The sequence below is a fragment of the Acidiplasma sp. genome, assembly GCF_038728925.1.
GTDB classification, from domain to species: domain Archaea; phylum Thermoplasmatota; class Thermoplasmata; order Thermoplasmatales; family Thermoplasmataceae; genus Acidiplasma; species Acidiplasma aeolicum.
On sequence record NZ_JAVYSZ010000019.1, the window covers coordinates 1 to 22,054 of the forward strand.

Consider the following 22,054-nt stretch of genomic DNA (forward strand, 5'->3'; position numbering starts at 1 on the left):
AAATACTGATATATTATCATTAAAACCATTTTTTGTCTCCTCCCTTGTTAATAATGGTATGAAAAAAACACTCAATGCCATCGAGAATGTGATTATTGGCATCGTTATTCTCTGCAATGCCGCATAGGCCCCGGTTGCGGAGGCATGCCAGAAAAACTGTATAAGCACCTTGTCTATATTTCCGCTTATAGTTGCAATTATGGATGAGGCTGCAAGGGGCAGTGCCAGGGTTATGTATTTTTTTATTATTGTTTTTTCAGGTTTTTTAATATGCCAGGGCCTGCCCAAAAAATATGAAACAATAAAAAAGATAAAGTATGAAAAACTGTATATTATTGCAAATATAATTGCAGCACTTACATGCATAAATATGGAAATCCTGAATTTATACATCAACCCCATATAAATGAAGGCGGAGTTCCTGAATACAGCCTCAACAATCTGTGGCAGCATCATACGTGCAGCCTGCATTTTTGCATTAAAAGTTATGTAATAAAAATCCTTTAACCTGTTAAAGGCAAAATATGGTATTAAAATTAGAATTGAATAATATTCAACCGGGCTCTGAAAACCCCTGTGAAGCACATCAATCCATACATATAGTGCAGCAAGTATTATTAGCACTGTTCCAAATGTTGTTATGAATTTCAATGTCAGGAATGAACCATTGTATTTTGCCCTGTCCGGATCATTCATGGACATAAACCGCAGATGGGCAGAATTAAATCCTAGATCCGAAAAAATACTTAAAACTCCAATGAATGCCAGTGAAAAACTTAGAAAACCCCACTGCTGAAGACCTATAAACCTGATTATAAAAAAAAGACCTATGTATCCAAATAGCGAATTTATAATCTGGCCTTCCAGTATCAGCGGGGACTTTTTTGCAATCAACGTTACGGTATTAGAATTCAGTAAGTTAAAGTTTATGGTTAAATTTTATTTATCAATTCTATTAAAGCACTTTCATACTTTTCTGCTATTTTTCCATCCGAATTAAGGTATTCCCTTGAAAATACTGATGGCTTCGGCATAAGAATTCTGGTTTTTCCATCATTTTCTATTAAAACAAGCTTGCATGGTATAAAAGCGCCTATGTCAATTGAATCCCTTATCAACTCCACTGCAGCTGGTGGAAAGCAAACGTCCAGTATATAATATGGGTTTAATTTTTCCTTCATTTTAGAAAAAATCTCCTTAACATCTATATATGACATTATTACCCAGTTGTTTTCCTTTAAAATTTTATGCAGCTCTCCAAATACCTGTTCAGCATTTTTATCCACTGTTCTTTCATATGAATACATAAATTGAAATTATAGGATGATATTTAAATCATTATTTTATTACATAATATTTATTTATTTCTTTTCGTCATCCGATATCATATATTGAATCTTTTTGCCCTGTTTTATATATTTATATAATGATGACCCTGTATCACTGTTTATTCTTAGTTTTATCATTCCCTTGGATGATGATCTTGCCTGCATTATTAATATGCCGTCAACATAGATTTTGACAGGTTTATTTCTTGATCCAATATCAATGAATATTGTTTTATTTTTAATTTCAAAAACCGCATCCTGCAATACATTTACGTCCTCATCAAGGGTATCAACATCAAGCTTTACCCCAAATATATTTTCAAAATTCGATATTGTGTCACCCTTCTTTCCTATTAACTTTGGTATTAATGTGTCCGGAATTTTTATGATTGCACGGTTATCAGAAATTAGGTCAACAGAAACCTTCTCAGTGTTAAGGAATTTTGATATTTCATCCTTTATTTTTCCTGCAGCAAGAGAATAAAGCGGATTTTTGCCCTGAACCTCGCCAACCGGAACAACCACAACCTGATCCCCGAATGTGTATATCTCACTTACCGGTTTATTCTTCATGAAGTCCTTAATAACTATGACAGGCCTGGCCAGATCCTCCTGATTAAGCCCATATGGCACCTTTACAACATATTCAGTGGTTAATACCTGTGATATCTTACCGCTTTCTATAAAGAGTATTGTATCTATAACCTGTGGTATTAAGCCCAGCTCGATTCTGCCTATAAATCTCTGAATTGCATCGGTGGCCTTTGTTGCATGTACAACGCCTATCATTCCCACCCCTGCAAGCCTTAAATCTGCAAAAACCTTAAAATCTGATGTTACCCTCATTTCATCAAATACTGTGTAATCCTCCCTTACCAGTAATAATATGTCACCGGTTTTTTCCATATCCCCCTCAAGGCTTGTATACTGTGTTATTTTATCACATACCTGCAAATCCCTTGGTTTTTCCATTGTTTTAACGATCTTTTTCTTTGATGCATAAAATTCAGCAAGTGCAGTTACAAAGGTACTCTTGCCTGCACCCGGGGAACCGGCAACAAGAATTCCGTTTGCCCTGTTTTCCAGCCTTTCATATAATTTTTTATCTATATTATAATCACTTATTGTTGTTTTTTTAACCGGCCTGACCGCTGTTATTTCAAGTGAATCTGAAAACGGGGGCCGTGTTATGACAATTCTTATGTTTTTTAGCTGTATAACAGTGGCACCGAACATATCCATTTCTATAAATGATTCATCCTCGAATTTACCCCTTTTAACAATATCACTTGCAATGCTTTCCAGCTCCTCCTTTGTTACAATGTAACTTAATTCCTCAAGTACAATGCTTCCAGGATACCCATTTTTTAACAATGGCTTCATATTCGCCTTCAAATGAACAGATGTTGTATTCTCCTCAAAAAATTCCTCTATTGTCTTAAATTCCTTTTCAAGTGATTTAAGGTATTCAACATTAATACCCTTAATTATTGCAATATCCCTCTGTATGTTGTCCCCGGTTACAAGGGTGGCGTTATATTCAAGCGCCACATCCCTTATTATATTATCAATTTCCCCACTGTGAGCCCTTCTAATCTGCCAGTCCTGTGGCCTTTTTCCATATATTTCTATGTAAATTTTTCCAGCATTTTCAAGCTCCCTCAACCTTTTTAGCTCCTCGAGGGCAGCGAATCCTATGGACCTCCCCTCATTTGCCTGATGCTCAACCTCAGCAAGCATGGCCTCGGGAAGTATTACCCTGGAACCCTCATGATCCTTAATGAAGGAGGTAAACCGACCGTCAATAATAACCGATGTATCAGGTACGTAATCCACATACTTTAATGGTATATTATTATTTAAATAATTTCCCATAATAATAAAAAATCATGTTATTATAATTTCATAATTTTTTAATATCATCAGGATATATTGATACAATGCAGGGCACCGGAATTAGTTACAGCGAATATCTGGTTTTAAAATATTTAAAGGAAAATGGAGAAAAATCAGAATATGAAATTATTATAGATGGTCTTGATCAGAGAAATATATCAAGCGCAATATCCTATCTTATTGCCAAAAATCTTATAAAAAGTACGGAGAGAAAAAAAACAACCTACATTGTAACAGACGAGGCAATGGGATATCTAAAAGATGGTTTTCCTGAGGAAAAATTGTATAAATACCTAAAAAATGCTGGAAGGGCAAAATTAAGCGATATTAAAACCATGTTTAAGGATTGTTTTGGAATTGCATTATCAAATCTGGCAAAATATGGAATAAAACCTGTAAATGGTGAGCTAATATACAGGGATACCAGATTATTGGATTATGTTGAAGACCTTAAAAAGGGAATAAATGAAATAATTTCAGGCAGCGTTCCTGATGCAGGTATCATAGATTTTTTAAAAAAACGAAATCTTATAAGGGAAAAAACAAACATTGATAGAATAATAAGCATTAATGAAAATGGCTTAAAGGTTCTTTCAGGTTACACAGGCAATCAGTATTCAGGCCAGCTGACATCCGAAATGATAACATCTGGAAGTTATAAAAATATTGTTTTCAGGCCATATGATTTGAATATGAGGCCGGAGGAAGCCTCAGGTGGGGGTCTTCACCCTCTTACACAGCTAATAAGAAACATAAGAAGGATATTTACAGAAATGGGATTCACAGAAATGCATGGACATTTTATAGAATACACAGCATGGAATATGGACATGCTTTTTATACCCCAGGATCACCCTGCCCGTGACCTTCAGGATACATTTTACCTTGATTCAGACAGATTACCGGAATTTGAAAATCCTGAAATAATTGACCTGGTGAAAAATGTCCATGAAAATGGCTATAAAAGTTATTCTGGCTGGAATTATAAATGGTCTGAGGAAGAGGGCAAAAAAATTATTATGAGAACCCACACAACAGTAAATACAATAAGATACCTGTATAATAATAGAAACCCACCACAGTATATATTTTCAATAGAAAAGGTATTCAGGCATGAAAGTGTTGACTGGAAGCACCTTTCTGAGCTTTATCAAATAGAGGGTGCAGTTTATGCCAGGGATGCCAACCTGTCAACATTAAAATGGCTTTTAAGGGAATTCTACTCAAGGCTTGGTTTTAATAAAATAAGGCTTATTCCATCATATTATCCATACACAGAACCCAGCATGGATGTTGTTGTTGAAATAAACGGAAAGGAGGTTGAGCTTGGTGGATCGGGCATATTCAGGCCCGAGGTCACAGGGCCAATAGGCTTAAAATATCCAGTTCTGGCCTTTGGTCTTGGGCTTGAAAGGCTGGCAATGATTTACTATGGCCTGACAGATATACGCGATATATATAACAGTGATATAGAATGGTTAAAAAATTATAAAATAAGATTATACTAATTATTTTAAGAGGCATTTTTTAATTTGTCTGATTCCTTTTTGTTTTTTGGAAGCAATGGCAGGAGTATAACGGAAATTATTGCAAATATAAGCATGTATACAAATGAGGTAAACAGTGTCACCTTAAGGAACAGAAGCAGGGTTACTATGGCTATACCAACTGACCCGCCAACTATGTTTCCAAAACTCCATATAAGCGCATTTGACTCTGTTGAGAATTCCGATGGTATTACCTGTGCAACGTATCCAAGGAGCACCGGGAAGCCACTGAATGCAGCAAATACATATAATAGATAAACCACTGTTAGCAGGGCAAATGTATGAACAATTAAAAAAATGCCAAAAAATATTGTTGATAAAATTGTGGTTAGTGCCACAGTGAATCTTCCACCGCGTTTTCTTACCATTGACCCAAAATATGGCTGGCCGGCAACTGCACTTAAAAAGCTTATTGAAACAACATCACCCATTAATATTTTTGAATTAAGGACATCATCCAAATAGTCTGGGACAAATGTAACAGTACCCATCATAAATATTGACCTTATAAATACTATTAACGTAAGGGCAATTAAGAATTTTTTATAATCACCGAGTTTTGGTTTTTCCCTGGTGATTTTGGTGACCTTTCCCTCATCAATTTTATACTTGCTTCTTCTGAAAAAGCTAAGGCCTGCCAGTATAATAAAGGCTGAGGCAAATGTATAGACGCCTATTATATAAAGTCCATTTACCTTACCAAAGAAATCAATTGAATATACAAGTATAAACGGTATCACTGCCCTGCCTATGCTTCCAAAGGAACCATTATAACCCATTGCTGTTGGTGACCTTTTTTTCCCATATGTGAATGAAAGTATTGATGCGCCTATCGGATGATAAAATGCCTGTCCTATGCCAAGAAGAACGGCTGCAATAAGTATGGTATAATCAATTATGTTATGGCTTACTATAAAGGAAACACCAAAGAGCATTACCGATGTTGCCTCAATAAAAATGCCTGTGAATATAAGGAAACCATCATGATCAATCCTGTCAGCAAGCCTGCCTATTGGTGAACCCAGGAACCCTGAAATTAAATTATATACAATTGCCATTGCACCTAGTAATGGAACGCTGACCCCAGGAATTAACTTATAATACGCTATTAAAGTTGGAAATAACAGGAAATTACCATCGTTTGTAAAATGACCAAGGGATGTAAATATTAAAGATCTTAAATCCTCCTTCATGGATAAGTAATTTATCTATATTATTTAAACTATTTGATTGATAAAAAGTTTATTCATAAATTATTTGAAATAATCCTCTATATTCTTTTTCTGTTTTGGTTTTTCCTCCCTGACCTCAGTGAAATTATCAGTTAGCTTGGCCTGCGGATCCTTAAATATTTTTATCTCCTTATCCAGACTCTCAAGAACCCTGTTAAGTGTTTCCTGCAACCTCTTGGAGTAATATTCATAATCCGGCCTGTAATTGAATGGCATTCCGTCAATAAACGGTTCAATCTCCTGCGGTGTCTTTTTGGAATTTGTGACAATCCATGAAACTTTCATTCCCGGAATAAATGTTTCCCCACGTTCAATCATTTTTCTGGCAGCATTTACATTTGCCATTGAATCTGCATTCTTATATGTGGAGAATTCCTTTACGCTTCTGGATATTACAAGCTTTTCAATATCAACATCGCCGTTTGAAACCTTTTTAATTAAATCCTCAGCATATTTTTTTGCCCCATCAATGTTACGGTCAAGAACAAGCTCAAATACATTATTTAATGCCTCGCTCTGGAGATCAAATGAATCGGTTCTCCTTGTTTCATATCCCCTGACAAGTATTTCGCCCCTTTTATCCTCAGGGTATACAATTTTCCCTGCATATCTTTTTTTTGCCCCATGTGAAAATAATGGGTCCATAATTTTTTCAAATTCCAGTGTAAGATTATTTTCCTTAGAGATGCTTGAACTTAAATCATTTCCAAATTTAACTGCCTCATCAAGTGTTTTTTTGCCAGACTCAATAAAAATGGAATCTGTATCGCCATATATTACCCTTAACTTTTTATTTTCTAGTTCTTTTATTATTGTCGTTATTGTATCTCGGGCAAATGCGGTGATGGCACTGCTGATCTCCCTGTTAGTAAATCTGTAAAATGACGTACCCAGAACGCCATAGAATGTATTCATAAGAACCTTTATTGCAGCCTGCAATCCATCAAGGTATTCATAATTCTCCTTATCGGTTTTCATCTGTTTTTTTACAGAGTCTCTATCCTTCATTAATTCTTCCAGTATTTGAGGAATCAGCCCTTTTTTAACCTCTGGGGAAAGAAATCTGGCACCGTTCGGTGCAACAATTGTACCCTCAGGGCTTAATGTTGTAAAACAAATATTGTACTTTATTATCATTGATGGGTACATGCTTTTAAAGTCCAGAACAACAACCATATCATATAAACCCGGCTCTATGCTGTGAACATATCCACCCTCGTAGGTTTCATTTGAGGCTGATCTTGCGCTCATTGGAACAGCAATATTTAACCTGTCTGCTCTCCTAATTAAAATTGAATCCACATAGGTACTGGTGCCGCCGTTTGTAACATCATCCAGTGGAAGCATTGATACCGTGGACATGTATAAATTCCTGTCGAGTATCCTTATTTTTCTGTAGATTTCCAGTGCAAGGTAGGCATCCTTAATGCAGTATTTTATTACATCATCCTTCCGGTTCTTCCATTCATCCTCTATATTTAATCTGTCAACGTTTTCCTTGCCCTCATTTAAAAGATAATTTGCAACATAGTTTAGGCTTTCATGCTTTGGCTTTAAAACCTTTTTTACCTCCCACCATGCATCATCAACAACCCTGCCATGGAGCCTCCAGAACTGGTTCATTATTCTTCTTGGTGGAAGAAAATCACGGCCGATATTGAAGCTTAAATGATGCTCCCTCATCCTCTCTTCAAGTAAGGGCAGGTCATAGCCATCTATATTGTATCCGGTTATTATATCTGGGTCCTCATCCTGTATCAGTTTATTAAAATTCCTTAATATGGATTCCTCATCAGATGATATGGAGCCCTGCCTTATGGACCCATTAAAATATATTGCATAACCAATGACATATATTTCCTTGGATTTTATTGAATTCTCAATATCAAATGATAATATCTTAAGATCGGGATTAAATGGTTCTGCATTTTTTATTTCATTTATTTTTATAACATAATCTGTCGTATAATTATTTTTTTCATCGTCTAATTCTTCCCCATCTATTTCTACTGATGGACCCAGATCAAAATCATAAAGAAACCTGTGATGGAAGGGTATATCTGCAGCAAGAGCCTCACAGCTGCATATTTTTCTCATTTCAGGTACCTTCCAGGGAGATTTTATGTATATTTTTTTTACATTCTGGTTCCGGCCATCAAGAAACAATGTTTTATCCTGCATATCCAGAAACTCAGGATTCTCCTTAATTTTTTTAATGCATTCATCATCTGGGTTAACATAATAGAAATATGGCTTAAATCCAAAATATAAGGCGGTTACAGATTTTCCATCAGCAGTTCTTCCATACAATTCCACTGTAACATCGCTCTGCCTGTATGAGGCGGTTATTAAACGCATTTTTAAATTCATTTATTTCATATTCATATTTAAAATAAATAGTTTATTATATTGGGTCTTCATCAGTATTCGCAAGTTCCCTTATTCTGTTTATCCCGTCAAGGCAATTTGTTATTATATTATAAACTGTTTCCGGGACATCATCCTTCCAGTCCAGTCCCTTGATCATCTTCTCCCTTATTCTGGTTCCAGACCATGATTTTCTGTTAAGCAGGGGAAGACTCCTGACCTCGTATTTTTTCTCATAAAACAATCTTTTAACCAATGGATTATTTGTATAAACCCTTGAAAATGGCGGTGTTAATGATTCAACATGGGCAACCCACATTGGATTGGAGTTTACATCCTCTATTGGTACAATATAGAAATTTTTTATGTTGTTTGCCTCCAGTGTATTTGATATCATTAAGTATCTTTCACCTGCTGTAAATGGATTTGTAAGTGTATGTGAGAACTGTGCGCTCCCGATACCTATGATAACATGATCATTATCCTTAAGTATTGTTTTTATGATTTCCAAATGCCCCTTATGAAATGGCTGAAATCTTCCAATAATAAAGGCTGTCATTTAAACATTATGATAAATATATAAATAAAATTTCCCACTTATTTCCCATAAAAAATATGTGGTTTAATAAATATAAATTATATTTTATTCTTATATTTGGCCGATTTCTTTAATAATTCCTTTGAACAATCGGATATTGTTGGTTTGTCTGTTGATTTTAGCTTATTTAATAAATAATTTTTAATGCATTCTGTTTCCTCTCCGCCTGAAATATATACCTTTATTTTATTATCCAAAAAATTAAGTCCCGGCTCTCCAATTCCAGGCACTATTAATGTGTTCACACCATACTTAAACAGTGTTTCAAGCATTGGAAGGCCACCATCGGATTTTATCTCCAGGGCAGGATTTTTATATTTTTTAATAAGATTGCATTTATTCCTGTTATCAGATATTTTAAAGATATGGACCTCCCTGGCCTTCCCCGGCATGTCAACCATACCATCTGTAACAGGCATTGCCAGTATTTCCATGTTTAGAATATAAGTGTTATTGGTTTAAATACTTTATGCATAATTTAAAAATCTTCATTAATTTTTAATTACAAACACATATTGTTTTGGCGCATTAATTTTTTATATTATAATTTTTATATAGTATTTTATTACTTGGGATTATAGCATATAATATATAGAAACCCCTTTATAGTATGAAATCCATGTATATATATTATGAAACAAAGATTCATAATAATTGTATCTATAATAATTTCATTACTGTTTGTTATGATGGCATTTTCAGGAAATTTTGATAATAATAGGAACATTATTAATAATGAAAACCCATCCAATAATTATGTTAGGATATGAAATATTACATTCATGAACAATTTTAACATATCAAATAATGGAATAATATCATTTAATAATATTAATAAAACTAATATTAACACTATAAACAATTATGAAAACAATGATATTAAGAATAATAATATAACATCATATAAATACAATTATATAAAGACAAATAATACAAATTATTTATTACAATACTATAACAATTCTAATATAAAGTATACAATAGCATTTACAGATACATTTAAAAATTATAAGGTGGAAATAGGCAATATAATATGCAATAATAACAATGATAATATTTCATATTTATATGCCAATATTGTGCCAATAAATTCATCAAAAATATTATTGGGAAATGAATTTACATTGAATTATAAATCAACATATAATAATGAAATGAAAAACTTAATAAACAGTATGGAATTAATTTCATTTACTTATATGAATTCCAATAACAATACATTAAATAAATTTGGAATAGAATATTCATATATAGCATTGGCAATGAATAATATACTGAAGTTAACAAATAATAACATAAAAAATATGGAAATAAATAAAACTTAAGGAATAGCTATGGCCAATAACAGGTGGTTTGCAGTATGTATTGTTGGTTATATAGCATTAATCATGATTGTTGGACTTTATGTACTTCTGACATTGGGCTCTCTTATAGAAGCACTGGTTGGTTTGGTTTTTTCTACACTGTCAGTAATACATAGTTCTTATAATGGCTTTAATATATCGGTGATAAAATGGAAAAGATAAAAAAATCTTTGTATTTTAACATGGCTTTACTAATTTTAATGGTTTACGAGTTAGTAGCTGCAATACTAACTAAATGGCTTTTAGGTATATATCTTGGAGCTTTTATAATTATAATATATTCGTTTGCTTTAATATACTATATTTACAAAATAAAAAAGAATAATAATAAAATAAATTAATGAAAAGTGATAAAAATGGATAAAATAAAATATTCTATATATATTGCGATATTTCTAATATTTTCAATTTCTTATGAATTAATATCATCAATAGTTTCAAAACATAAATTAGGTATAATTATTGGCTCAATACTTTTAATAATAGATTTTTTGTTATTAATATATTATACCATAAAATTACAAATCAGAAATCATGAAAAACGATAATATAATATTTTTACTGTAAATTCAAAATGACTCTTTGCAATATCATAAATCCATCATGAAATAATGATAAAAAATTTTAATTGCCAATTATGAAAAAATATCTAAAGTCAAAAAAATTAAATGCTATGTATCAATATCGAATAACAAGGGCACGTGGCCTAGCATGGATAGGGCAACAGCCTCCTAAGCTGTAAATCAGGGGTCCAAATCCCCTCGTGCCCGCTCAGGATTCCATTCTTGGTGCCAGCAAAAATCTCCCTTTAATTCTGGCATTTTCATTTCCAGATCCGAGATTAAACTCTATTGTTAATGGATAATCACTTTTAAATGATATCTTGATATCCTCATTTGATGATATTGACTTAACAAGTTTTAACAAATATTCAAGGGGATATGATGATTTTATTGGTTCATTGCATACAAGTTCCTTAACCATGTCCTTTGGCAAAATCATCTCACTCTCATCGGCATCTGATGTTGACTTTGCATAAAAGTTATTTTTATCAAGGGTTAATCTTATTGCATCCGATACATCCTCGGCTGCTCTGAGTCCCTTCTCAAAATCGGCCTTTGTTAACACAACATAATCCTCAGATGCAATCTGCGGAACCCTGGGATTTGTTATCTGATCGTTATCTATTAAAGAAATGCTTTTAATTATTGTCCCTATTTCAAATTTTAGTTTATCCTTATCCTTTGTTATTATAACAGTATCAGCAGACGATGCTAGTTTAATAACAGACCTTATTTTTTCAAGGTCAACTGATATTTCCTCATCCGCAGGCACGTCATATTCAGAAAATACAGTTTTTGGGACCTCTAATGACACCATTGCCACATGTGCAGGGTCAACTGCATTAACTGAAACACCTGAAATACCAATTTTAAATTTAGCCTCTGTAACAACTGTACCAAGCATATCTACTATGTCCTTGAGATTTTTTATGGAAATACTCATTCTTGTCATAATCATCTATTATTAATATAACCCTTATAAATATTTTTTTTGTTAAAAATAATAAATGATTAAAAAGAATAAAAATATAAAATTTTATTAATAGATTCCCCTAAGCTTCATTGCGTCCGCAACACGCTTGACTGCTATTGTATAGGCAGCAGTCCTTGGGTCAACATTGTATTTTTTATATGTTGCGAGGACATCCTGTGCGGCCTTTGTCATCTTGGCATCAAGTTTCTTATAAACCTCCTCCTCAGTCCAGTAATCTCCAGTAATGTTCTGTACCCACTCAAAGTATGATACGGTTACCCCACCAGCATTGGAAAGAAAATCTGGCATTAAAAGCACACCCTTCTTAAAGAATATTTCATCAGCCTCTGGCGTTGTTGGACCGTTTGCAAGCTCCAGGATTATTTTGGCCTTTACCTTATCTGCATTGGCACCTGTAAGCTGGTTTTCTATTGCTGCAGGTATAAGCACATCAACGTTTAGCTCAAGAAGCTCCTCATTTGTTATTGTTTTGCAGTTTTTAAATCCCTCCACCTTTCCAGTTTTTTCTTTATATTCAAGCAATTCCTGGAAATCTATTCCATCCTCTGAATAAATGCCGCCCATTGAATCGGATACAGCAACAACCTTTGATCCAAACATTTCTTTAACAAATTTTACAGCAAACTGTCCGGCATTTCCGAATCCCTGAACGGCGACTCTTGCCTTTGAAAGATCAAGTCCTATTGACTTTGCAGCCTCCCTTAGGACATACATGCCTCCCTTTGCTGTGGCATCACCCCTGCCCAGTGAACCACCAATTTCCAATGGTTTTCCTGTAATAACACCGGGTGCTGAATGCCGTACTATCTTCTCATATTCATCCATCATCCATGCCATTATCTGCGGTGTTGTGTAAACATCCGGTGCAGGTATGTCTATATCCGGCCCTATGAAATTTGCAATTGCATCTATATAACCCCTGCTTAATCTTTCAAGCTCACCCCTGCTCATTTTTTTGGGATCGCATACAATACCTCCCTTGGCACCACCGTATGGAAGGTCCAGAAGGGCTGTCTTCCATGTCATCCATGCTGATAGGGCCTTAACCTCTGAAAGTGTCTCCTTTTCATAGTACCTTATTCCACCTTTCATTGGTCCCCGGGCATTGTTATAATGAACCCTAAAGCCCTTAAAGACCTTGGTTTCTCCACTGTCCATTTTTACAGGTATGGAAACCTCAAGTATCTCCTTTGGAGAACTTAAAATTTCAAGAGCCTGTTTATCTAAATTTATCACGCTGGCAGCCTTTTTTAGCTGCTTGAGAGCTATATCAAATGGGTCTAAATCCTCCATTGTAACACCATACATGAATCGTTCAGAAGTAGTTTAATCTTTTTGTGGGGGAATTAAATTGACCTATTATAACGAACATGAAATAAACATATGACATGATAAAAAATATTCTCATCATTTTTTATATAGACCATGATTTAATAATAAATCAAGTCCATCCCATGATTTTATAATAAAATATAAAATGTATTATAATATAAATTAATATTCAACTGCGGTGTAATCATGGAAGATGATGAAATAATTAAAAATCTTGTATTTGATAATCAACTTTTAATGGTATTGCAGCATTTTAATCTGGCAAAACTGGATTATGCAAAAAATATAAAAATTTATACAAGCATACCCCAAATGAATGTAAATATTTATCTGGAGCGCCTTGAGAACATGGGGTTAATAGAAAAATATTCTGGTTCTTCAATAAAAAGAACTGAGGCAAAGCTTAAAAAAACAAATGAGGTGCATAAGCATCATACATATTATTTACTTACAAATAAGGGGCATTATATTCTGAAAAGCATAGGACCCCGGGAATATATAAAGTATCTTGAACTTCCCTGCCTTAAGATGCTCGCATATAAAAAGAGAAGAAATGATGACCCATCAAAAAGGGCAAAGCTTATTAATATGGGGCTTCTAGATAAATATGGTGAAATTACCCCCATCGGGGAATCCGTTCTGGACCTAGCAAAGAGAAGGCAGATAAATCTGCCTGATACTTAAAAGTTAAATATAAATTTTAAATAAGGTCTGTAAGCGACTGTAGTGTAGCCTGGTATCACAGTGGCTTCCCAAGCCACTAACCCGGGTTCAAATCCCGGCAGTCGCATTATTATAAAGGTTTAATGCTTTAACCAATACATCATTAAATTTTTTTTATTTATATATTCTGGATCCAGATTTTATAATATAAAAATGGTTTAAATGGTCTTTAAATTAAAATAAACACACTGATTCCATTAGGAAAATAATAAAATTATATTCCCATCATAATATCAAATTAATTACACTTAATCTTTTGGTTCAAGTTTTTCCCTCAATATAGATGTCACATATTTTGCTGCAACCTTAAATTCAAGTTTTGGTGGCATTGGTGTTTCATTTGTTTCAGTTATAACATCAAGAACAACAGGGCCATCATGAGAAAAGAACTCATCCAGTTTGGAATCCAGTTCAGACACGCTGTTAACCCTTATACCTTTTATCCCCACAGATTCAGCAAGCTTTGAAAAATCTGGATTATATAAATCAACGCCGTATTCGGGATATCCCATGACCTCCTCCTCAAGCTTTATCATTCCAAGTATATGGTTATCATATACTATTAATTTAACAGGCAAATTATATTTTTTTGCTGTTATTAATTCCATTGATGTCATTGCAAAGCTGCCATCCCCTATTATTCCGTAGACCTTTTTGCCTGATGCAAAAGCAAGTCCTATTGTTCCTGGAATGCCTGACCCCATTGTTCCAAGCCATGAAGAAAAATAAAATTTATTTTTATTTTTTGCCCTAATAAATCTGTTTGTCCATAATGTCACATCTCCGGTATCTGTTATTATTATTGCGTCGTCCTCAATTCTTTTTGATATCTCATTTGTTAATACCTCTGCCCTTATAGGATTTCTTTTGTCATTTATCATTTTATTAAGGCTAGCAAACCATTTTTCCCTTTCATCCTGAAGTTCATTGTAATATTTTTCATCCTTTTCATTAACATTTATGTTATCAATAAAATATTTTATATCACATAAATATGAATAATTTGCCTTCATAATTTTATTTAAATCATCTATATTATTATTTACCTGTATGTTATTGACCTTTTTTAAAAATGATGTGTACGGAAATATTGTTCCAAGGAATATCATTAAATCACAGTTTTCTATGGCCTTTACTGATGGCCTTGTTCCAAGCAGGCCTATGCCGCCCATTACCTTTTTATCATCATCATTAAATGTTCCCTTGCCATCAAGAGCATAAACCACCGGAGCACCTATTTTTTCCGCAAAATTATTTATTTCATCATGATAATTTCTAGAACCACCACCTATGAATATTAATGGCCTTTTGCTTTCATTTATTAATTTTGCTGCCTCTTCCATGCCATCTGGTTTATAGCTTACAGGATTAATATAATATGACAGGTCCTCCTCATCTGCATTTTCCCTTAATATATCCACAGGCATGTCTATGTGTCCCACGCCTTTTTTCAATATTGCCTCCCTGCATGCCCTCCATATTAAATAATGGGCATTTTTTGGATTAACTATTCTTGCATTAAATACAGAAACATCATCGAATAATTTTATTAAATCAACCTCCTGAAAATAATCATGGTGCAATAAATCTGTTTCAATCTGACCTGTCAATGCTATTACCGGAACATGCTGCATTTTTGCATCATATAAACCATTTAATAAATGAATAGACCCTGGTCCTGAAGTGCCCATGCAGGCAGATAATTTACCGGAGTATTTTGATTCAAATGATGCACTTAATGCCCCGCCCTCCTCGTGCCTAACCTGCACATACTCAACATCCTTATTTCTCCTTATTGCATCGATGATTGGATTTAATGAATCTCCTGGTATTGCATATATTCTCTTAACTCCAAAATTAACTAATGTTTTTATAATGATATCTGCCACCGTTGCCATAAATTAATATTATGATATCATTTATATAATTAATGTAGTTATTAATAATTATAATGAACAAAAATTAAGGTTAATGCAGAAAAAATTACACTGACTGAAGCCTAAATATTAAAAAAAATAATTTTAATTAGTTTGAATAACTGGTTTTTATTTGTTACACTAATTATTTAACAAATAATAAAATGCATTTAAATCAAAATTTATTTTATAATAAAATATATACATAATTGCAATATCAGAATATGGAAAAATATTGGAGATATACATTATCTGCATTTTTTGGTGTTTTATTATTTGCATTCGATTTTGAAATGTTCCTTGCAAGCATACCGGGATTGATAGCGTTATTTAATTTTAATTTAAATGATATAAATATAATAAACGATACCGCATTTATTGTTTCCGCCATAGCTGCATTCTCCTTTGGTTACCTTGCAGATAAGTATGGGCGAAGATTATTATTTATGATTACTGTTTTATTATATTCATTTGGGTCTTTAATAACCGGTTTTTCCTTTTCTGTTCCAACATTTATGTTTTCACGCGGTTTAACATCTGTAGGTGCAGGAACAGATGAACCGCTGGGTTTCACCTTAACGGCAGAGACCGCACCGCACAAACTTCGTGGAAGACAGATGCTAATAACATCACTGGGTTTTCCTGTGGGCCAGACATTTGGTGCTGCAGTGGTTTATCTATTTGAATTATATAATATACATTTAACATATGTATTTTTTATAGGCGTTCTGCCCGCCCTGTTCATATTATATTTCAGAAAATCACTGCCTGAAACAGACAGATTCATGGATTTAAGGAAGGCAAAAAATGATTATATTCAAAATAAAAAGGAGGAAACAACAAGATACAGCGCCAATTTGAGGGAGGCAATAAAAAATCCCTTTGTACAAATGTTCCACAGGGATTTAAGGAGAAAATCCATACTCATCGCAATTTATGCCGCAATACTATCGGGAAGTGCAACAATATCTCTTGTGGCATTGCCAATATATTACGTTGAAATAAAACACATAGCATTCCTTGACACATTATCCTTTGAATTTATATCCTTTGGCATAGGTATTATTGGATACATATTTGCAGCACATCTTGGCAATAAAATAGGCAGAAGAAACGTCATGGCAGTATTCATGTTTATAACATCAATTTCCGTTTCCGGAATAATATTATCAACATCATATTATTATGTACTGCTATTTAATATTGTATTTATTTTCTTTTTATTATCACAGTGGGCTGCATGGCCATTTTATGTAAACGACATGTTCCCAACAAGGGTTAGGGCGACTGCAAGCACATACGGTTATGCCTTTATGTGGATTGGCAACATAATAATGCCAACATCCTTACTTTCACTCGTTTACATAATAGGCTGGAACCAGTCAATAATATACATCTTAATGATTCCTATAATATTTAGCATTATAATATCTTCACTGTTAAACCGTGATATACCAAACAGAATACTTGAAAAAAATGCTGTCTGACCAAATATATCTGGTAACATATATTGATAATATATGGCTTTAAGCCTTTAGAATAAACATAATTATCATCCATTTTTATACTTTTTGAAACACTAAAAATTCTTAATGCATGCAAAAGTTGAATTCATAAAATTACATCAGATGTTTATATTTTAGTTACTTCAACTTTAGATAAATTTATTTAGGTATACCTAATATTGTTGCATGGATTTTAGAAATAATGAGGAGGATTATATAAAAACAATTTACACCCTCATAGAGGCATTTGGTAGTGCCAACGAAATAGGAATAAGCTCCGATTTAAATGTCTCCATGCCAACAGTTTCTGAGTATTTAAACAAGCTTGAGGCTAAAAACATTATTAAAAAGTTTAACAGAAAGATATATTTAACAACATATGGACTTGACCTGGCCGCACCAATAATGAGCAGGCACAGAATATCCGAGGTATTTGCCGTAAAAATGCTCGATGTACCATGGGAGGAATCCCATGATGCTGTTATGGATATAGAGCATTCAATAGATGATTTACATTTTAATAAGCTCAGGAAGAACCTTGGAAATCCTGATAGATGCCCTCATGGAAATCCCATAAACATTAAAGAAAACCCAAATATCATGGAATTTAGCATTAATCAGGTTCCAGAGGGAAGATACAAACTTTCAAGAATTATATATGAGGAAAATAACCTTCTGAAGAAATTTGCAGATGCATCGATCCTTCCCGGTCAGAACTTAACCTTCTACAGGGATGGTAGGAGCATAGTTATATCAGGTAATAATGAATTTAAAATACCAGAAAAACTTGCAGGCTCCTTCAGGCTAGTGACATCATATGAATGAGGAATCAGATTTAAACCTAAGATCCAGAAAGAGCAGGTTAAGGTTCTACCTTCGCTTCTTTGGTCCCGCATGGCTTGTTATGATTGCTGATATGGACGCAAGCAGTACAATAGGGGCTGCAGAAACAGGTGCCATTTTTAAATACGGATTAATATGGTTCATGATTCTCATGATACTTCCATTATATTTTGTCCAGGAGATATCAGGGAGGATAGGCATAGCAACATCCAAGGGACTTGGTGATGTCATACGTGAGAATTATTCAAAAAAAGTATCTGTTATTATGTCATTTCCAATGGCACTTACAGATGTTGTAACATATGCAATAGAATATATGGGCATAGCCATAGGATTAAACCTGATGGGCATACCAATATTAATTTCACTTCCGGTTATATATGTGGTTCATTTATTCGTTGTTTCCAGACACGGATACAGAAAAACAGAAAAAATCTTAATACCAATAACACTGGTGCTTATAGTGGCCTTCATTGTTGACCTGTTCCTGCGTGGTTTTATTAATTCATCCCCGGTATACTTTTCACCAGGATACTCCTACATATTTATTCTGGCAGTAAATGTTGGTGCGGTCATAATGCCATTTATGCTGTTTTTTCAGGCATCAGCCACGGCAAGTAAGGTCAGGTATGTTAAGAACTCATATATTGATATAAACAATACAAGGAGTGATGAAATAGACCGGGCGGCGTTAAAATCAATGAAACGTGAAACGTTATTTGGTGCAATAGTTTCAGAACTGCTCATGGTAATAGTGGAGATGGTATTTTCAGGGGTGCCAAAAACCACAGATTTTGCCTCAGCATCACAGCTTTCAGTTGCGCTTGACGCAGTTGCCGGGTCTTTCTCCCCATATCTATTTGGAATAGGTTTAATTGCAGCAGGATTTATTGCCCTAATAGTAATATCCATGGGCAGTGCATGGGGGGTTGTTGAGTCATTAAACATAAATAAAAAGCATGTTTTCACCGTTTATGTTCTGGAAAGCCTTCCTGCAGTTATAGCCGGAATGATACTGCCTGCAGATATGTTAATTAATTCAGTTCTTTACCTGCTCGTCATCTTTGTTTTTGTTCTGATAGGCCCTGGTGTGATAATGGGCATTATTGGTCAAAACAGGAAAATAATGGGAAAATTTTATATGAAAAAATTAACAAGAATATTTTACTGGTTAAGCCTTATATTTGTTGTATTCTTTGGGGTTCTTGCAATAATTTGAAATTTATTTTTTAAATTTATATTAAATTATAATTTGAATAAAATTTATTTCAAAGGTCATTAATTAAATAATATAAAAGGGCTGCACGCTCGGGCATTGAATTAATGTATATAAATTCATTTTCAGAGTGGGCACCGTCACCAACTGCACCAAGCCCATCCAGAACAGGGGCATAGTATGAACAAAAATTGCCATCGCTGCCACCGGCAACAGATGTTTCCTCAAGATTCATATTTAATTTTTCATGTGCAATTTCCCTTGCCCTCATGAACAGCTCCTGTGATTTGAGCGTTTTTATCATTGGTGGCCTTATATTGTATTCTGTTTCTATTTTTGCCAGTGGATTTACAGGTTTTATATTTTCAATCAGATTTTTAATATCAGACACCATGCGTTCTGATCTGAATCTCAGATCTGCCTCTGCAATGCAAAGATCTGGTATAACATTTGACCTCGTGCCCCCTCTTATGACATCAAAATTTATTCCAGCTATACCTGATTTTTTTACCTCCATTATTATATTGGCAGCCTCTATAATTGCATTTACTCCCTTTTCCGGATCAAGGCCGGCATGCGATGATTTTCCATGCACTGTTAGTTTTACTGTGCCAACACCCATTCTTTCCGTTTTAAGCTTTCCATTTAATGATGGTTCCATAACCAGAACATATTCTGCATCCCTGGCATTTTCTATAATTATATCCTTTGAAAAGCCACTTTCTATTTCCTCGTCAGATGTCATTAAAAGAACAATTTGCCTATTAAATTCAGAATGCTCAACAATGTATTTAAGTGCATATAATGTCTGTATTATTCCGGCCTTCATGTCAAATATGCCGGGACCGTATGCCTTTTCACCCTCAATTCTGAATGGCCTTTCCTTTAATGTTCCCTCTGAAAAAACAGTATCATAATGTGTTAATAAAAGTATTTTTTTTCCGCTGCCAAGTGTGCATTTAATATCATTCCCGGTGTTATCAGATTTTATAATTTCCGGTACACATTTGAGGTTTTCCTCCAAATATCCTGAAATAAAGTCCACAAATTTATCAAGAAGTTTTTTATTATATGATGGGGTTTCAAATTCAACAACAGTTCTAAGGTCATTTATCATATTTTTTTTATTTTTTTCCATATATTCAAGCGGATTCAAAATATAACACCCCTTTCAACAGCATACTTATTAATTAATTCCTCATCTATTTCTATCCCATTGCCTGCGCCATTATAATCCTTTATTATGCCATCCTCCATATTATATGGATTTTTAACAATGTCCCTTATGTAATATTTGCTGTTTGGTGATGTATCCCCGGGATAGTCTATGAGCTTATTTGATGCCATTGCGATGTTATATGATCTGCCAACCCCTGTTTCAAGCATTCCACCGATCCAGACATGGCCATTATTTTCCCTGGCAATTCTTGCAATTTTTAATGAATTGGTAAGTCCTGATACCCTTCCAGGTTTTATATTGATCACGCTGCATGCGCCAATGTCAAATGCTTTCTGTGCCTTTTCAGGGGATGTTATTGATTCATCAAGGCATATTGGGGTTGATATCTCCCTTGCAAGTCTTGCATGGTATATTAGATCATCATGATATAATGGCTGCTCTATATACACCAGATTGAATTTATCAAGTTTTTTAAGTAATTCAAAGTCCTTTTCAGTGTAATCAGAATTTGCATCAACGCTTAAATTTATATCAGGGTATACGTCCCTTATGGCAGAAACTATTTTTAACTCCTCACCCTTCATTATTTTTACCTTTATTCTCTTATATTTTAATTTTAATGCATCATCTATTCTTTTTATCATTTTATTTATATCGTCCATGCCTATTGAAATTCCAACGTTTGCATACCCACGGCTATCACCAAGGAATTCATGCAGCGGTTTTCCCATCTCCCTTGCCCTGTAATCATATAAAAGCATTTCAAGTGCAGCCTTTGCCATATTATGGCCTTTTATGTTTGATGATCTTGTTAGAAATTCCTCAGGATCAGGAACATCCTTAATATTTTGTGCCAGATACCTTTTTATTACATGAAGTGCGGTGTCATTATCCTCATAGCTGTAAAATGGATCCTGATCAGTTACTGATTCAGAGTATGATACAATACCATTATGTTCAAGCCTAAAAATAAGGGGCTTTCTGTTCACATCCGTGCCAAAGCTAGTTTTGAATGGCACAATCAATGGCATATCCAGTAAATAATATTCAAGTTTCATTGGTTTATATATATTAACTGTTTATTAATTTTCCGAGTTAAACAATGTATAAATATTTAAAATTGTGATAATGTATTTATATTAAAGAATCACAAAAACAACGGTTACCAGAAGGATTAATGCAACAAGATAGTCTATTTTCTGTGGACTTAAACTGTTTATTTTATTAAAAAGAATTTTATGCAAAAATATGGTTATTGAAAAAAGTGTTAGACCGGAAATTATTATAAAAACGGAGATCGTATTAAATATAAATCCCATGCCATATGTAAGCCCCATGAGTATGACCGGCACTATTGCCGGATCTGGGATAATGCTTGTTAAAAGTATGGTTTTTTTAATTGGCTCTGGCATGCGGTTCTCATGTGCCTCATGCCTTGCGTTTATTATTA

General features: G+C 34.0%; 20 protein-coding genes, 2 tRNA genes and 1 pseudogene. 10 read left to right on the forward strand and 13 right to left on the reverse strand.

Features of this window, described 5'->3' with window-relative positions:
* The 3 genes from QXW15_RS06960 to QXW15_RS06970 all read right to left on the reverse strand — a co-directional run.
* A partial coding sequence (locus tag QXW15_RS06960; RefSeq protein ID WP_342790214.1) for an oligosaccharide flippase family protein occupies nucleotides 1-894 on the reverse strand: 894 nt, incomplete at its 3' end.
* A gap of 38 nt (nucleotides 895-932) precedes the next feature.
* Complete coding sequence (locus tag QXW15_RS06965) at nucleotides 933-1,307, reverse strand: DUF302 domain-containing protein (RefSeq protein ID WP_048101455.1); 375 nt, start codon at nucleotides 1,305-1,307, stop codon at nucleotides 933-935.
* A gap of 54 nt (nucleotides 1,308-1,361) precedes the next feature.
* Nucleotides 1,362-3,203, reverse strand: a complete 1,842-nt coding sequence (locus QXW15_RS06970; protein WP_236692436.1) for a PINc/VapC family ATPase — start codon at nucleotides 3,201-3,203, stop codon at nucleotides 1,362-1,364.
* A gap of 65 nt (nucleotides 3,204-3,268) precedes the next feature.
* Here QXW15_RS06970 and QXW15_RS06975 point away from each other — a divergent pair, with 65 nt between their 5' ends.
* Nucleotides 3,269-4,732 (forward strand): phenylalanine--tRNA ligase subunit alpha, encoded by a 1,464-nt coding sequence (locus QXW15_RS06975; protein ID WP_048101454.1) that lies wholly within the window; start codon nucleotides 3,269-3,271, stop codon nucleotides 4,730-4,732.
* Between the two features lie 5 nt (nucleotides 4,733-4,737).
* Here QXW15_RS06975 and QXW15_RS06980 read toward each other — a convergent pair whose 3' ends face one another.
* The 4 genes from QXW15_RS06980 to QXW15_RS06995 form a co-directional block, all read right to left on the reverse strand.
* A complete protein-coding gene (locus QXW15_RS06980) occupies nucleotides 4,738-5,964 on the reverse strand; it encodes an MFS transporter (RefSeq protein WP_048101453.1) in 1,227 nt (408 codons plus the stop codon).
* Nucleotides 5,965-6,024: 60 nt separating this feature from the next.
* A complete protein-coding gene (locus QXW15_RS06985; RefSeq protein ID WP_287954723.1) occupies nucleotides 6,025-8,373 on the reverse strand; it encodes a DNA-directed DNA polymerase in 2,349 nt (782 codons plus the stop codon).
* Nucleotides 8,374-8,407: 34 nt separating this feature from the next.
* Nucleotides 8,408-8,929: a nicotinamide-nucleotide adenylyltransferase gene (locus QXW15_RS06990; RefSeq protein WP_048101451.1), complete on the reverse strand. Its 522-nt coding sequence runs from the start codon at nucleotides 8,927-8,929 to the stop codon at nucleotides 8,408-8,410.
* Between the two features lie 77 nt (nucleotides 8,930-9,006).
* Nucleotides 9,007-9,402 carry a NifB/NifX family molybdenum-iron cluster-binding protein gene (locus QXW15_RS06995; protein ID WP_048101450.1) on the reverse strand — a complete coding sequence of 132 codons (396 nt, stop codon included), beginning with the start codon at nucleotides 9,400-9,402 and terminating at the stop codon, nucleotides 9,007-9,009.
* A 348-nt stretch (nucleotides 9,403-9,750) separates the two neighbouring features.
* Between QXW15_RS06995 and QXW15_RS07000 the strand changes: the two genes are divergently transcribed.
* From QXW15_RS07000 to QXW15_RS07015, 4 genes are all read left to right on the forward strand, one after another.
* Nucleotides 9,751-10,293, forward strand: coding sequence for a hypothetical protein (locus QXW15_RS07000; RefSeq protein ID WP_342790220.1), 543 nt, complete (start codon nucleotides 9,751-9,753; stop codon nucleotides 10,291-10,293).
* 9 nt (nucleotides 10,294-10,302) lie between these two features.
* Nucleotides 10,303-10,494 carry a hypothetical protein gene (locus QXW15_RS07005; protein ID WP_054964522.1) on the forward strand — a complete coding sequence of 64 codons (192 nt, stop codon included), beginning with the start codon at nucleotides 10,303-10,305 and terminating at the stop codon, nucleotides 10,492-10,494.
* Nucleotides 10,482-10,673 (forward strand): hypothetical protein, encoded by a 192-nt coding sequence (locus QXW15_RS07010; protein WP_048101447.1) that lies wholly within the window; start codon nucleotides 10,482-10,484, stop codon nucleotides 10,671-10,673. The genes QXW15_RS07005 and QXW15_RS07010 overlap by 13 nt, the downstream gene beginning before the upstream one ends.
* A 354-nt stretch (nucleotides 10,674-11,027) precedes the next feature.
* Nucleotides 11,028-11,102: transfer RNA gene (locus tag QXW15_RS07015), tRNA-Arg, on the forward strand.
* Nucleotide 11,103: 1 nt separating this feature from the next.
* Here the strand turns inward: QXW15_RS07015 and QXW15_RS07020 are convergent.
* Both QXW15_RS07020 and QXW15_RS07025 read right to left on the reverse strand, forming a co-directional pair.
* Nucleotides 11,104-11,847, reverse strand: a complete 744-nt coding sequence (locus QXW15_RS07020; RefSeq protein WP_054964506.1) for a DNA polymerase sliding clamp — start codon at nucleotides 11,845-11,847, stop codon at nucleotides 11,104-11,106.
* An 87-nt stretch (nucleotides 11,848-11,934) separates the two neighbouring features.
* Nucleotides 11,935-13,182 carry a Glu/Leu/Phe/Val dehydrogenase gene (locus tag QXW15_RS07025; RefSeq protein ID WP_054964477.1) on the reverse strand — a complete coding sequence of 416 codons (1,248 nt, stop codon included), beginning with the start codon at nucleotides 13,180-13,182 and terminating at the stop codon, nucleotides 11,935-11,937.
* A 225-nt stretch (nucleotides 13,183-13,407) separates the two neighbouring features.
* On the opposite strand from QXW15_RS07025, the gene QXW15_RS07030 reads away from it, so the two are divergent.
* Both QXW15_RS07030 and QXW15_RS07035 read left to right on the forward strand, forming a co-directional pair.
* Entirely contained in the window at nucleotides 13,408-13,905 is a 498-nt protein-coding gene (locus QXW15_RS07030; protein ID WP_055041014.1) for a DUF2250 domain-containing protein, read from the forward strand.
* 33 nt (nucleotides 13,906-13,938) lie between these two features.
* Nucleotides 13,939-14,011 (forward strand) — tRNA-Gly (locus QXW15_RS07035).
* 181 nt (nucleotides 14,012-14,192) lie between these two features.
* On the opposite strand, the gene QXW15_RS07040 is transcribed toward QXW15_RS07035, so the two are convergent.
* Entirely contained in the window at nucleotides 14,193-15,842 is a 1,650-nt protein-coding gene (locus QXW15_RS07040; protein WP_342790221.1) for a thiamine pyrophosphate-dependent enzyme, read from the reverse strand.
* A 242-nt stretch (nucleotides 15,843-16,084) separates the two neighbouring features.
* Here QXW15_RS07040 and QXW15_RS07045 point away from each other — a divergent pair, with 242 nt between their 5' ends.
* The 3 genes from QXW15_RS07045 to QXW15_RS07055 all read left to right on the forward strand — a co-directional run bounded on the left by QXW15_RS07045 (nucleotide 16,085) and on the right by QXW15_RS07055 (nucleotide 19,427).
* Nucleotides 16,085-17,347, forward strand: coding sequence for an MFS transporter (locus QXW15_RS07045; RefSeq protein ID WP_055041016.1), 1,263 nt, complete (start codon nucleotides 16,085-16,087; stop codon nucleotides 17,345-17,347).
* Between the two features lie 204 nt (nucleotides 17,348-17,551).
* Nucleotides 17,552-18,190: a metal-dependent transcriptional regulator gene (locus QXW15_RS07050; RefSeq protein ID WP_048101435.1), complete on the forward strand. Its 639-nt coding sequence runs from the start codon at nucleotides 17,552-17,554 to the stop codon at nucleotides 18,188-18,190.
* Nucleotides 18,183-19,427: an NRAMP family divalent metal transporter gene (locus QXW15_RS07055; protein WP_055032475.1), complete on the forward strand. Its 1,245-nt coding sequence runs from the start codon at nucleotides 18,183-18,185 to the stop codon at nucleotides 19,425-19,427. The genes QXW15_RS07050 and QXW15_RS07055 overlap by 8 nt, the downstream gene beginning before the upstream one ends.
* Before the next feature lie 49 nt (nucleotides 19,428-19,476).
* On the opposite strand, the gene QXW15_RS07060 is transcribed toward QXW15_RS07055, so the two are convergent.
* The 3 genes and pseudogenes from QXW15_RS07060 to QXW15_RS07070 form a co-directional block, all read right to left on the reverse strand.
* Entirely contained in the window at nucleotides 19,477-20,580 is a 1,104-nt protein-coding gene (locus QXW15_RS07060; protein WP_084779377.1) for a M20 family metallopeptidase, read from the reverse strand.
* Nucleotides 20,577-21,662 (reverse strand): o-succinylbenzoate synthase, encoded by a 1,086-nt coding sequence (gene menC / locus QXW15_RS07065; RefSeq protein ID WP_048101433.1) that lies wholly within the window; start codon nucleotides 21,660-21,662, stop codon nucleotides 20,577-20,579. Before menC ends, QXW15_RS07060 begins: the two co-directional genes overlap by 4 nt.
* Before the next feature lie 81 nt (nucleotides 21,663-21,743).
* Nucleotides 21,744-22,054 (reverse strand): annotated as a pseudogene (locus tag QXW15_RS07070) (hypothetical protein); the annotation flags it as partial.